This is a genomic window from Microbacterium sp. STRO-1N (assembly GCF_057748015.1).
Window position 1 is genome coordinate 2065307 of sequence record NZ_CM173234.1, and the last position, 13133, is coordinate 2078439.

A 13133-nucleotide genomic window follows, 5' to 3' on the forward strand; every position below is an offset into this window, starting at 1 on the left:
CGGACCTGTTCGGTCGGGGGCGCGTACGGGGTGCTGCGGTCAGGCCGCGCATTCCTTGCAGATGGGTCCGTGAGGACCCTCATGATCGAGCTGCGATCGGTGCTTCACCAGGAAGCAGTTCATGCAGGTGAACTCGTCCTGCTGCGCGGGCAGCACGACGACATCGAGCTCGAGATCGGACAGGTCGGCCCCAGGTAGGTCGAAGCTCGACGGATTGTCGGAGTCCTCGTCACCGGTTGAGCCGGAGAGCTTGTCCGGCACACGCTCCTTGAGGGCTTCGATCGACTCGGAGTCGTCTTCGCTCTTTCGAGGGGCGTCGTAGTCGGTTGCCATGCGGTAGATCTCCACTTTCATGGTGCTAGTGGGCGGGGCGCCGTCGGGTAATCGGCGGGCATAGTTTGCACGACCGGAGCGGATTACGCAAATGCGGTTCGTGGCACCCGATCAAACTCACGGCACGCCCAGGGTATTCCCGGCATCGGGAGCACCTGCGTGACACCATGATCTGACACCCATCAGAGGGGCATTCGCATGGAAAACGTCACGATCGTGGGCACCGAGGCCGGTGTCCTCGTGCTCGCCACCGAGAACGGTCAGCGCTTCGCGCTGCCCATCGACGACCTTCTCCGCGCCGAGATCCGACGCGCCCGCGCACAATCGACGCCGGCGGCCCCCCGACTCGCCGCGAGTCCGCGCGAGATCCAGGCCCACATCCGTTCGGGGATGTCGGCAGCCGAGGTGGCCGAGCTTCTCGGAATCTCGCGCTCGGATGTCGAACGCTTCGAAGGTCCGGTGCTCGCCGAGCGCGAGCACGTCGTCGGCCAGGCACTGGCCGTGCCCGTGCTGATCGGCAGCGAGGTCGAGCCGGATGCCCAGCCCACGTTCGGCACGGCCATCCGCTCCAAGCTCGCCGACGTCAGCGCGGAATCCGAGCGCTGGGTGAGCTGGAAAGAGGAATCCGGCTGGATCATCAAGCTCGAGTTCACCGCCAACGATGTCGATCATGACGCGCGCTGGAGCTTCGACCCGCGCCGCAGCACGCTGGCGCCGCTCAACGCCGATGCCACGCAGCTGTCGCGTCAGGGATCGCTTCCGGACGGGTTGATCCCCCGGTTGCGTGCCGTCGAGAGCGAGCGGCAGCCCTCTCCGTACAAGGACGAGACCCGATTCGACTCCGGCGCCTTCGGGCCTCGGCTCGTCGCAGGGTCCGATCAGGAGCCCACTGAGCCCACTGCGGCCGATCGCGCACCGTCCGCCGCACAGCATGCGGCGATCAAGCGTGCACCCGAGGAATCCAGCACGAGCCCGGAGACCGCGGATCTTCTCGAGGCGCTTCGCCGGCGACGCGGGCAGCGCGAGAGTGCACCGCTGGTCGTCGACGAGCGCGAGGATGTCGCGCCACCGAGTCCGATCGCGCTGTTCGACGCGCCAGAACCCGGCGACGCGCACCGCAGCGACGTGGAACCGGATCAGGAGCCCAGCGGCGGCGAGTCCTCGTCCCGCAAGCGGCGACGCAACGCGATGCCGTCCTGGGACGAGATCGTCTTCGGCGCCCGCACCGACGAATAAGCAGGTCGCGCCGGGCACACCGTGTGCTCAGCGCTCGAGTGCGCCCAGACGGATCAACGGGACCTGGCGCTCCTCGGGCGTCAGCGAGCCGTGCTGGCCGATCATGCCGCGACCGCGCTGATCTGCGGCGGTGCCATCGTAGAGCGCCCGATTGCCGTGCGCGGCGATGACCAGATCCCCGATGCGGGATGCTGCGGCATCCGTCACGCGCGGGCCGAACATCCCGGCGGCGATCGCATCCGCGCGAGTGGCGACATCGGCGATGCCGTCGGTGTCCGCCCGCCACAGCGCGGCCGCACGATCGTGATCCGCATCGTCGTTCAGGTACAGGTGCACCATCCGCGGTTCACCGCCGAAATGCCGCACCTCCGCCATGCCCTGGTTGGTCTCGTCGAAGACGCTCTGCCGGTGAGGGGGAACATCCAGCATCCCGTGGTCCGCCGTCACGACGACGCCGACGCCGTCGGGGACGGCACGCGACAGCGCGGCATCCACATCTTCGAGCGCCGCGATCCACTCCGGGGAATCGACCCCGTGCTTGTGCCCAGCCTTGTCTACGTCCGCGAGATAGCAGTAGACGATCGCCCCCTCGTGCCGGGCTGCGAGGTCGTAGGCGGTCTCGATGCGCTGCGCCGCTGAGGCGACGGGGACGAATTCGGCCCCGCGCAGCGTGGCGTGCGTGAAGCCGCTGTGCGCATATGCCGCGACACCGAGCGCGAAGCTCGGATGGCCGGCATCCGCTGCCCGCTCGAAGATGGTCGGGCTGGCCTGCCAGACGAGCGGGTCGACACCGGCGGCCTCCCACTCCGAGAGCTGATTCACGAGGCGGTCACGCGCGCGGTCGAGCACCCGGTATCCCACGAGACCGTGCTCCCCCGGCCAGGTGCCGGTCAGGATGCTCGTGAGCGCGGCGGCCGTCGTGGATGGGAAGACCGACATCGCGACATCACGTTTCGCCATGTGCCCGGTCATGAAGCGGGCATGCCCGGCATGCGCGCGCAGGTTGATCGCACCGAGCCCGTCGACGACGATGAGCACTCCGGAGCGGATGCGCGTCTCGCCCTCGCCGCGGACGGCGGCGAACAGGTCGTCCGCCACCCCGACGACGCTCCGGGCTGCGGCGGACTCGGACGGTAGCATGAGAGGCATATCCGAGCCAGTCTTTCACAGCCCCGTGCAACGCCCGAAGGTCCGCCATGCCCAAAACCTCGTCCGCTGAACCCGTCGAGGAACGCATCCAGGACATCGACCTCGAGAGCGAGATGCAGGGGTCGTTCCTGGAGTACGCCTACTCCGTGATCTACTCCCGCGCGCTTCCGGACGCGCGCGATGGCCTGAAGCCGGTGCAGCGCCGCATCCTGTACCAGATGGCCGAGATGGGCCTCCGCCCCGACCGAGGGCATGTGAAGAGCGCGCGCGTGGTCGGCGAGGTGATGGGAAAGCTGCACCCGCACGGCGATTCGGCCATCTACGACGCCCTGGTCCGCCTCGCGCAGGAGTGGGCGCTGCGGCTCCCCCTGGTCGACGGTCACGGGAACTTCGGCTCGCTCGACGACGGTCCTGCCGCGGCGCGCTACACCGAGGCCCGGCTCGCCGGCGCCGCGCTCGCGCTCACCGATGATCTCGGCGAGGACGTCGTCGATTTCATCCCGAACTACGACGGCCAGTTCCAGCAGCCGGCCGTCCTGCCTGCGGCTTTCCCGAACCTCCTGGTCAACGGGGCGAGCGGGATCGCGGTCGGCATGGCGACGAACATGGCTCCGCACAACCTCATCGAGGTCGTCGCGGCCGCCACGTACCTCCTGGAGAACCCGGAGGCCACGACCGAAGAGCTCATGGAGTTCGTCCCTGGGCCCGACTTCCCCTCCGGCGGCATCCTCATGGGGCTGGACGGCATCAAGGATGCCTACACGAACGGTCGAGGAGCCCTGAAGGTCCGCGGCAAGGTCTCGATCGAGTCCCTCGGTCCCCGGCGCACCGGCATCGTGGTCACCGAGCTGCCCTACATGGTGGGCCCGGAGCGTCTGATCGAGAAGATCAGGGATGCCGTGCAGTCGAAGAAGCTGCAGGGCATCAGCGACGTCACCGACCTCACGGACCGCCATCACGGGCTTCGGGTCGCGATCACGGTCAAGACCGGCTTCGACCCGAACGCGATACTCGAGCAGCTGTACCGGCTCACCCCGCTGGAGGACTCCTTCAGCATCAACAACGTCGCACTCGTGGAGGGCCAGCCGCGCACGCTTGGCCTCAAGGAGCTGCTGAGCGTCTACGTCGGCCACCGCATCGAGGTCATCACCCGACGCAGCCGCTACCGCCTCGCTCGCCGCGAGGAGCGCCTGCACCTCGTGGAGGGGCTGCTCGTCGCGATCCTCGACATCGACGAGGTCATCCAGGTCATCCGCTCCTCGGACGACAGCGAACAGGCGCGCAGTCGCCTCCGCACCGTGTTCGACCTGTCCGAGCCGCAGGCCGAATACATCCTGGAACTGCGGTTGCGCCGCCTGACGAAGTTCTCCCGCATCGAACTCGAGACGGAGCGGGATGCCCTCAAGGCCGAGATCGCGGCGCTGCAGGAGCTCCTCGGCAGCGACGTGCTCCTGCGCGCACAGGTCGCCAGGGAGCTGGATGCCGCGGCGGACGCCTACGGCACCCCACGACGCACCCTGCTGATGAACGCGAAGCCCGCCGCACCCCGGCGCGCCAAGGCAGGCGAGACCGACCTGCAGATCGCGGATGCTCCGACACTGGTCGCTCTGTCGACGACCGGGCGCGCCGTGCGCGTCGACGTCGTCGACGGGCAGGAGATCAGCCGGCCGGCACGGCGCAGCAAGCACGATGCCATCGGATCCACGGTCGAGACCACGGTCCGCGGTGAAGCCGGCGCGCTGACGTCGACCGGGCGACTGCTGCGATTCTCCCCCGTCGACCTGCCGTCGGTGCCCGCCAGCTCCGTCCAGCTCGGAGCGGGAACGCCGCTGCGCGACTACCTCGGCATCACCTCGCGCACCGAGCGCGTGATCGCCCTCGTGCCGCTGGGCACCGAGACGCCGTTCGCGATCGGCACGGCACAGGGCACCGTCAAGCGGATCGTGCCGTCGACGCTTCCGGTGCGTCCCGAGCTCGAGGTCATCAGCCTCAAGTCCGGCGACACGGTCGTCGGTGCAGCGTCCGCAGCCGACGACGCGGAACTCGTCTTCGTCACTACCGACGCACAGCTGCTGCACTTCTCGGCTTCCGCTGTCCGTCCGCAGGGCGCGCCGGCAGGAGGCATGGCGGGCATCAAACTCGGAGCCGGCGCCACGGTGCTGCACTTCGGCGTGGTCACCACGGACGAGGAAGCCGTCGTCGCCACGGTCTCGGGAGCCGAGGGCATGATCCCCGGCACCGACCCCGGTCGCGCCAAGGTCTCGTTCTTCTCCGAGTACCCGGCCAAGGGACGCGCCACCGGGGGCGTGCGCGCCCACGCCTTCCTGAAGGGCGAGGACCGCCTGACGGTGGCCTGGGTGGGCGATGAGCCGGCTTACGCGGTCGGCGTCGACGGCGCCGTTCGGGCGCTTCCGGTCCCGGGCGCCAAGCGCGACGGATCGGGCCAGCCCGTCGACGGCGTCATCGGATCGATCGGCCGCCCGGTCGTCTGACCACGTCGCTGGCGCTCCGGCTTCGGCGCGGTCTGTCCGACGTCGGGTGCGACGGCGTGTCCGGGTCGGCTTGTCCTGGTTCGCGCGGGTCCCGGGCGCATCCACTCACGGGACGCCGGACATCCCGCGACACCGCGTCCGGGTTGCTGCGGGTCCGTTAGGCGTTCACCCGCGGCAACCAGGACATCCCTGCCCGAAGAATCGGAAACGGTGCGATCAGGCGTCGATCGCCTCGCGGGACAGCCGGTCCGAGGACTCGATGATGAACTCGCGACGCGGGGCGACCTCGTTGCCCATGAGCAGTTCGAACACGCGACCGGCGGCCTCGGCATCCTCCATGCGGACGCGACGGAGAAGTCGTCCTGAGCGATCCATGGTCGTGGACGCGAGCTGCTCGGCATCCATCTCGCCCAGCCCCTTGTAGCGCTGGATCGGTTCATGCCAGCGCTTGTTCTGCTTGCGCAGCTTCGCGAGGAGGGTGTGAAGTTCCTGTTCGCTGTACGTGTACAGCGTCTCGTTCGGCTTCGACCCTGGATTCATCACGATCACGCGGTGCAGCGGGGGCACGGCGGCGAACACGCGCCCTGCTTCGATCAGCGGCCGCATGTACCGGAAGAACAGCGTCAGCAGCAGCGTGCGGATGTGCGCGCCGTCGACGTCCGCGTCGCTCATCAGGATCACCTTGCCGTACCGCGCCGCCTCGATGTCGAAGCTGCGACCTGAGCCGGCCCCGATCACCTGGATGATCGAGGCGCACTCGGTGTTGGACAGCATGTCCCCGATGGATGCCTTCTGCACGTTGAGGATCTTGCCGCGGATCGGCAGCAGTGCCTGGAACTCGCTGTTGCGCGCGTTCTTGGCCGTTCCGAGCGCCGAGTCGCCCTCGACGATGAACAGCTCGCTGCGATCGACTTCCTTCGTCCGGCAGTCCACGAGCTTCGCCGGCAGCGTGGAGGACTCCAGCGCGCTCTTGCGGCGCTGCGTCTCCTTGTGCGCTCGGGCCGATACTCGCGCCTTCATCTCCGCGACGATCTTGTCGAGCAGTTGGGTCGCCTGATTCTTGTCGTCGCGCTTGGTCGAGGTGAAGCGCGCACCGAGCTCCTTGCGCACGACCTGCGCGACGATCTGGCGCACGGCTGGTGTGCCGAGCACCTCCTTCGTCTGGCCCTCGAACTGCGGCTCGGGCACCTCGACAGTGAGCACGGCGGTGAGGCCTGCGAGAACGTCGTCCTTCTCGAGCTTGTCGTTGCCGACCTTGAGCCGGCGCGCGTTCTGCTCGACCTGGGAGCGCAGCACCTTCAGCAGCTCCTGCTCGAAGCCCTGCTGATGCGTACCGCCCTTCGGCGTCGCGATGATGTTCACGAAGGAGCGCATGCTGGTCTCATAGCCGGCCCCCCAGCGCAACGCGATGTCGACGCGGCAGTCACGCTGGACCTCCTGGGAGGCCATCGTCCCGTTCGCCTGCAGCACGGGCACCGTCTCGGTGAACGTCCCCTCGCCCTGGATGCGCCACGTGTCTGTGACGGGAGCGTCAGTCGCGAGATACTCGACGAACTCCGAGATCCCGCCTTCATAGTGGTAGGACGTCTCGTTGACGCCGTCGCCGCCGTCCTGGCCGCCGGCGGCGCGCTGGTCGCGCACGACGATCTCCAGTCCGGAGACGAGGAAGGCCGTCTGACGCGCACGGGTCTCCAATTCGGCGAGCTGGAACGCCGCGTCCTTGGTGAAGATCTGGCGGTCGGCCCAGTAGCGCACTCGCGTTCCGGTGACACCCTTGGCGACCTTGCCGACGACGCGGAGTTCGCTCTTGTCCTCGAACGGGATGAACTCGGCATCCGGACGGGGTGCGCCCGAGTCCTTGAAGAACCCCGGCTCTCCGCGGTGGAAGCTCATCGCGTAGGTCTTGCCGCCGCGATCGACCTCGACGTCGAGCCGCTCCGAGAGCGCGTTCACGACGGATGCGCCGACGCCGTGCAGACCACCGGAGGCCGCGTAGGATCCGCCGCCGAACTTCCCGCCGGCGTGCAGCTTGGTGTAGACCACCTCGACGCCGCTGAGGCCGGTACGGGGCTCGACGTCGACGGGCACGCCGCGACCGCGGTCGCGCACCTCGACGCTGCCGTCATCGTGGAGGATGACATCGATCCTGGAGCCGTTGCCGCCGACGGCCTCATCGACCGAGTTGTCGATGATCTCCCAGAGGCAGTGCATGAGGCCCGGCGAGCCGTTCGACCCGATGTACATGCCCGGGCGCTTGCGGACCGCTTCGAGTCCTTCCAGAACCTGAAGATGATGGGCGGAATACTCGGAGGTCACAGTCTTCAATTCTAGGTGCGAGATCCGCCGCACAGCCGCAGACACTCCCCACGGCACCCCGGTCGGCCACCGCCGCGTACGCGCTGAGCGAAACACGCCGCGATCCGGGCATGCGCACAGCCAGAGCGTGGTTGTATTGAGCACGCTCCCCAGCGAACCCGACAACCGAGGAGGCACCGAGATGAATGCAACGACAGAACGTGAGACCTCCACGGTCGAGTACCGCCTGACGGCGATGGACCGCTGCGATTCGTGTGGAGCTCAGGCGTACATCGCCGCCGAGGTCAACGGCTCAGAGCTGCTGTTCTGCGCGCACCACGGCCGCAAGTACGAAGAGAAGCTGCGCTCCATCGCGACCAGCTGGCACGACGAGACCGCTCGCCTGATCGAGGCCTGACGACTCCACGTCGCCGAGCCGGAATCACAGTACGACTCGGCTGACGCGGGGCGACAGCCTGGTGAGGATCTCCTCGCCGACCGTATCGATTCGCTCCGCCAGGTCGGTGGCGCTGGGTTCGCCCAGATCCCCCGGCCCGAAGAGCCGAACCCGGTCGCCGACTGCGGCACCGGGCCACGCATCCACCACGATCTCGTCCAGATCGATCCCGCGCACCGTCACCGATCCGGCGGCGGTGCCGATCTGTGCACCGACCAGCGTCGACGGATAGCCGTCCAGGGAGCCGATCCCGATCCGCACCGAGCGATCCGACACCTCGACGACGGACGCCGTCAAGGCTGCGATCGGACGGATGCCTTCGAGGTCGGGCCCATCTGCGGAGCGGATGCCGTAGCAGAAAGCCCCGATCCGCGAGAGCGATCCGCGCAGCTCCGGCCGCCACCAGGAGGCCGCCGAGGCCGTGAGGTGCAGAACCTCGGGCGCAGAGCCCGTCGACGAGACATGTGCCACCGCCTCGCGGAAGACGGTGTGCGCCTCGTCGTCCTCGGCGTCACTCGCCTCGGCGATGTGGCTCCAGGCTCCGACCAGACGCAGCGATCGCTCGTCTTCGCCGGCGCGCGCCACAGCGACGGCATCCGCCCACTCCTCTGGTCGGATGCCGTTGCGGTGCAATCCGGTATCGATCTTCAGGTGCACGCGGGCCGTCCGGGACGTCTGTCCGGCGACGGCGCGGACCCGCTCCAGGTACTCGACCGTGCCGACGCCGAGATCGATATCCCGAGCCAGCGCTTCGGCGATCTCGTCATCCTCCGACGTCGCCCACGCGAAGATGCGACCGTGCGCGCCGAGCGCTTCGCGCAGCTGCAGGCCCGTTCGCACGTCGTAGGCTCCGAACCACTGGACACCGGCATCCGCAGCGGCCAGCGCCGACCAGCCGAGACCGTGCCCGTAGGCATCGTCCTTCATGACCAGCATGAGTTCGGACGGCTCGATGCGCGCCTTCACCGCGTCGATGTTCGCAAGGAACGCGGTCCGGGAGATCTCCAGGACAGGCCGCATCATGCCTCCCATTCGCGCAGGGCTCGCAGCCCGGCGACCGTGACGAGCTCCGGGATCCCGAGCCCCGTCGCCGCCCGCCAGCGCGCGAGTTCACCTGCGACGGCCCCGCGGCCGCCGAAGAACGTGACGTCGTCCCCCGGCAGTGCACGGATGCCGCCGAGATCGACGACGCACACGTCCATCGCGACGCGTCCCACGATCGGTCGGCGGACACCGGCGACCTCGACCTCGGCGCGGTTGCCGAGCATGCGGACGATGCCCTGAGCGTATCCGCCCGTCACCAGAGCCACCGTCGTATCGGCCGGAGCGCGGAAGGTGTACCCGTACGACACCGGCTCGCCGGTGCGCAGCGGCTTGGTCGACATCACCCGACCGCTCAACCGCATGATGGGACCGGTGCGCAGCGTCCCGTTCGCGTCCGGGAGCCCGTAGAGCAGGGACGAATCGATGTCGGGTGCACCGGTGCTCACCGCCTCGATGCCCGCCTCTCGCAGCATCCGAACGGTGTCCTCGTCGTCGACGAGGACCTGTCGTGCACCGGCGGAGATCACCGCCGCGGCGATCTCGGACACGCCGTGGCCCCAGGCGTCCCGGCGCAGATCGGCGCAGGATCCACCGGCCGCGACTGCAGCAGCGGCGGCGGCTCCGAGCGCACCACGCGATAGGACGGCACGCGGCAGCGCGCTGCTCGCAGCGGATGTCACCGGACCTCCTCCGTCACACCTTGATGGTCTTGAAGCCCTTGTCGCGAGTGGGTCGCATCAGGATCTTGGTACGGGCGATCTCGGCGTACTCCTCGAGCTCGCCGGCGACCGCCGGAGGCGCCTCGAAACCACGACGCTCGGCGACGGCGTCGACCAGGACGTCCGTGAGCGCCGGATTCAGAGGAAGCACAGGACCCTGCACGTTGCTCGCGAACGCGTTGCCACGGCGGACGATCTCGCCGCGCCGGTCGCCGCGCGCGAAGCTGCCGTGCCCCTCCAGCACGGAGCCGTAGGCGGCATCCGCATCAGTGAGCGTCCACTCCGATGCGTGGTCCTCGAAACCGACGAACGTCCCGTCCGGTGTCTCGACGATGATGTAGCCCACCCGACGATCGCGGACACGTGCGACGCGGTACGGCAGGATGCCGATGCCGGACAGCTTCTCACCGTTCGCCTCCACGCCCTCACCGAGCAGCTCGGCGGACCCGCCGACGGAGAACATTGTGCCGCCGTCAGCGACGAAGGCCTCGAGCCCGTCCGCACGGGCGGACAGATCGGCGTGCACGCCGCGCAATGCGGACAGCGGGCCGTTGCCGATCACGAGGACATCGAGATCGGCCGGCAGCTCCTCGCCTGGTCCGACCAGCACGCTGACCGTGTCGATTCCACGGGCGGCGAAGCGCCTCTCGATCGCGCGGACGTTGCCGCGGTCTCCGGTGATTCCGAGCTCGGCCGGATACAGCTGGGCGATCGTGACCTCGGTCATCGGCGCGCCACCTCCTGGTCGCCATGGCCGAGGATGCGACGGCCGATCATCATGAGCTCGTAGTTGACGAACCAGATCTGCCGGCCCGCGGCGGTCGCGGGGAACGCACGCATGAGCTCGACGGCCTTCTCCATGTCGGGCTCCACTGTGCCGATCTCCACACCCGCGTACGCGAGCGCGAGAGCCAGCTGGTGGGCCTTCTCTCCCGTGACCACATCGACCCGCGGGAGCGCCGCGAAGTCGACGTCGTACAGCCAGGAGATGTCGGGCGTCCCGTCGTCGATCGCGATCAGCGCACGCTCCGGTGAACCGTCGAGCGCGTCGAGGTTCATCTGCAGACTCGGTGCGTTCTTGAACATCACGAACTCGACCTGCTCGCCGGCCGGGTCGCGGCGCAGGGGGATGACCTCGCCGCGTCCGTACGCCGGCGCCATGCGCGAGAAACCATCTGCGGCCTTGGTCGCCGAGAACCGGTCGCCGAGCACGCGTGCCGCGACCGTGAGAGCGGCTGCGGCATCGGCGGCGTAGTGCAGGCCCCGTGCCGGCAGTGTCAGGGCCACATCGTCGCCCTCGACGTTCACGGTGATGTCGCGCCCCGCGACGGAGCGCACCTCGGCATACGCCGCGTGATCCAGACTGCCCACGACACCGCTGCGGGTGTCATCGGCGTTGGCGAGGCCGTGTGCGGCCGCGGCGACGATCTCCGGCGCGACGCCGAAGAACGACAGCTCGCCCTTCACCGTGGAGGGATCGATCTTGCTGAGGTACGGATCGTCGCGATTGACGACCACGTGACCTGATGCGCGTGTCGAGGCGTCGAGCATCATGTCGGCCACGCGCTCGGTCTCATAGAAGCGGAACAACTGGTCGACCTGGACGTTCAGCGACAGGATCACCGCAGGCGACAGCCGATCGGCGAGGTCGGCGGCATAGCCTTCGTCCACCTCGAGAACTGCCACGTCCGCGCGCACGCGACCGGTCAGGGTCGCATCGGCTAGCAGGGCGCTCGTCACGCCCTGCGGCAGGTTCGCTCCGGTCGGATTGGTGAACACCGTCAGACCATGCGCGCGCAGCACCTCGCTGACCATGTGCGTGGTCGTCGTCTTGCCGTTCGAGCCGAGGACGAAGATCACGCCGTCCGGGAACTGACCGGCCAGCGTGGGCAGCAGCGTCGGCGCGAGCCTGTTCGTGAGGTACCCGGGAAACGCCGACCCGCCGCCGCGCAGGCGCGTGGCGAAGCGGGCGAGCTTGCCCGCCAGCACGGGGAAGACGTACCGGATGCCTGCAGAGCGCGCCGTGGGAGCGGCCGGCTTCATTCGAGGTAGTCCCGCAGCGACTGCGAGCGGCTGGGGTGACGCAGCTTCGCCATCGTCTTGGACTCGATCTGACGGATCCGCTCGCGAGTGACGCCGAACGTGTCGCCGATCTGATCCAGCGTCTTGGGCTGACCGTCTCCGAGACCGAAGCGCATGCGGATCACTCCTGCTTCGCGCTCGGAGAGCGAGTCGAGCAGTTGCTCGAGCTGACGCTGCAGCATCGTGAATCCGACCGCGTCGGCCGGGACGACCGCCTCGGTGTCCTCGATGAGGTCACCGAACTCACTGTCGCCGTCCTCGCCGAGAGGAGTGTGCAGCGAAATCGGCTCACGGCCGTACTTCTGCACCTCGATGACCTTCTCAGGGGTCATGTCGAGCTCCTTGGAGAGCTCCTCCGGTGTGGGTTCGCGACCGAGATCCTGCAGCATCTGGCGCTGGACGCGCGCGAGCTTGTTGATGACTTCGACCATGTGCACCGGGATGCGGATGGTACGGGCCTGGTCAGCCATCGCGCGGGTGATCGCCTGGCGGATCCACCACGTCGCGTACGTCGAGAACTTGAAGCCCTTGGTGTAGTCGAACTTCTCGACAGCGCGGATGAGACCCAGATTGCCCTCCTGGATGAGATCCAGGAACTGCATGCCGCGTCCCGTGTAGCGCTTGGCGAGCGAGACCACCAGGCGCAGGTTGGCCCCCAGCAGGTGGCTCTTGGCGCGCTGACCGTCACGGGCGACCCACTGCAGGTCGAGGCCCAGCTGGCTGGTCTTCTCGGCCGCCGACATCGCCGACAGCTTCTCCTCGGCGAACAGGCCGGCCTCGATGCGCATCGCGAGCTCGACCTCTTCGGCCGCGTTCAGCAGCGCAACCTTTCCGATCTGCTTCAGGTAGTCCTTGACCGGGTCGGCAGTCGCACCCGTGATCTGGGTGGAGTAGACCGGAACGTCCTCGTCGTCGTTGGACGAGATGACGATCGCACCCGTGGGCAGCGGCTCCGTGAAGGCCGGCTTCTTGCCGTCCTCCTCGTCGTCGCCGTCGGTCGCAGCGGCGGACTCGTCGACTTCGGCTTCGTCTTCCTCGACGACGTCCTCAGCCTTCTTGCGCCTCTTGACGGGGGCCTTGGCCTCCGCCTTCTTCGCAGGCGCCTTCTTCGCCGGTGCCTTGGCAGCAGCGGTCGTCGCCTGTTCGGGCTCGACGGTCTCGGCGTCGGAAGCGGTCTTCTTCGTCCGGGATGTCTTGGTCGTGGCAGCAGTCACGTTTCGCCTCTCACGAACGGGCGTGACCCGCTCGGAACTTTTCGGACACTAGTAAGACCCTTGTCAAGTCTGCAGCCTCAGGCTGTGTCTTGACAACGGGTCGGACTACCAG

General features: G+C 68.2%; 11 protein-coding genes. 3 read left to right on the forward strand and 8 right to left on the reverse strand.

Going from position 1 to position 13133, the window contains the following annotated elements:
* Positions 1-39: 39 nt before the first annotated feature.
* Positions 40-333 (reverse strand): DUF4193 domain-containing protein, encoded by a 294-nt coding sequence (locus tag AC3ANJ_RS09895; protein WP_406250191.1) that lies wholly within the window; start codon positions 331-333, stop codon positions 40-42.
* A 198-nt stretch (positions 334-531) separates the two neighbouring features.
* Between AC3ANJ_RS09895 and sepH the strand changes: the two genes are divergently transcribed.
* The gene (gene sepH / locus AC3ANJ_RS09900) at positions 532-1569 is read left to right on the forward strand and encodes a septation protein SepH (RefSeq protein ID WP_488316169.1); all 1038 of its coding nucleotides are present in this window, start codon (positions 532-534) and stop codon (positions 1567-1569) included.
* Between the two features lie 27 nt (positions 1570-1596).
* Here the strand turns inward: sepH and AC3ANJ_RS09905 are convergent, their stop codons facing one another.
* Positions 1597-2718: an alkaline phosphatase family protein gene (locus AC3ANJ_RS09905; RefSeq protein ID WP_488316170.1), complete on the reverse strand. Its 1122-nt coding sequence runs from the start codon at positions 2716-2718 to the stop codon at positions 1597-1599.
* A 47-nt stretch (positions 2719-2765) separates the two neighbouring features.
* Here AC3ANJ_RS09905 and AC3ANJ_RS09910 point away from each other — a divergent pair, with 47 nt between their 5' ends.
* Positions 2766-5210, forward strand: coding sequence for a DNA gyrase/topoisomerase IV subunit A (locus AC3ANJ_RS09910; protein ID WP_488316171.1), 2445 nt, complete (start codon positions 2766-2768; stop codon positions 5208-5210).
* Positions 5211-5426: 216 nt separating this feature from the next.
* Here the strand turns inward: AC3ANJ_RS09910 and AC3ANJ_RS09915 are convergent, their stop codons facing one another.
* The gene (locus tag AC3ANJ_RS09915) at positions 5427-7526 is read right to left on the reverse strand and encodes a DNA gyrase/topoisomerase IV subunit B (RefSeq protein ID WP_406250184.1); all 2100 of its coding nucleotides are present in this window, start codon (positions 7524-7526) and stop codon (positions 5427-5429) included.
* A 181-nt stretch (positions 7527-7707) separates the two neighbouring features.
* Here AC3ANJ_RS09915 and AC3ANJ_RS09920 point away from each other — a divergent pair, with 181 nt between their 5' ends.
* A complete protein-coding gene (locus AC3ANJ_RS09920) occupies positions 7708-7923 on the forward strand; it encodes a DUF7455 domain-containing protein (RefSeq protein WP_264157765.1) in 216 nt (71 codons plus the stop codon).
* A gap of 24 nt (positions 7924-7947) precedes the next feature.
* Here the strand turns inward: AC3ANJ_RS09920 and AC3ANJ_RS09925 are convergent, their stop codons facing one another.
* From AC3ANJ_RS09925 to AC3ANJ_RS09945, 5 genes are read right to left on the reverse strand one after another with little or no spacing between them, the layout of a single operon-like run.
* Complete coding sequence (locus AC3ANJ_RS09925) at positions 7948-8985, reverse strand: alanine racemase (RefSeq protein ID WP_488316172.1); 1038 nt, start codon at positions 8983-8985, stop codon at positions 7948-7950.
* On the reverse strand, positions 8982-9686 hold the full coding sequence (locus tag AC3ANJ_RS09930) for an alanine racemase (protein ID WP_488316173.1): 705 nt from the start codon (positions 9684-9686) through the stop codon (positions 8982-8984). The genes AC3ANJ_RS09925 and AC3ANJ_RS09930 overlap by 4 nt, the downstream gene beginning before the upstream one ends.
* A 13-nt stretch (positions 9687-9699) precedes the next feature.
* Complete coding sequence (locus AC3ANJ_RS09935; RefSeq protein ID WP_488316174.1) at positions 9700-10452, reverse strand: type 1 glutamine amidotransferase; 753 nt, start codon at positions 10450-10452, stop codon at positions 9700-9702.
* A complete protein-coding gene (locus AC3ANJ_RS09940) occupies positions 10449-11768 on the reverse strand; it encodes a MurT ligase domain-containing protein (RefSeq protein WP_488316175.1) in 1320 nt (439 codons plus the stop codon). The genes AC3ANJ_RS09935 and AC3ANJ_RS09940 overlap by 4 nt, the downstream gene beginning before the upstream one ends.
* Positions 11765-13021, reverse strand: a complete 1257-nt coding sequence (locus AC3ANJ_RS09945; protein WP_488316176.1) for an RNA polymerase sigma factor — start codon at positions 13019-13021, stop codon at positions 11765-11767. Before AC3ANJ_RS09945 ends, AC3ANJ_RS09940 begins: the two co-directional genes overlap by 4 nt.
* Between the last annotated feature and the right edge of the window lie 112 nt (positions 13022-13133).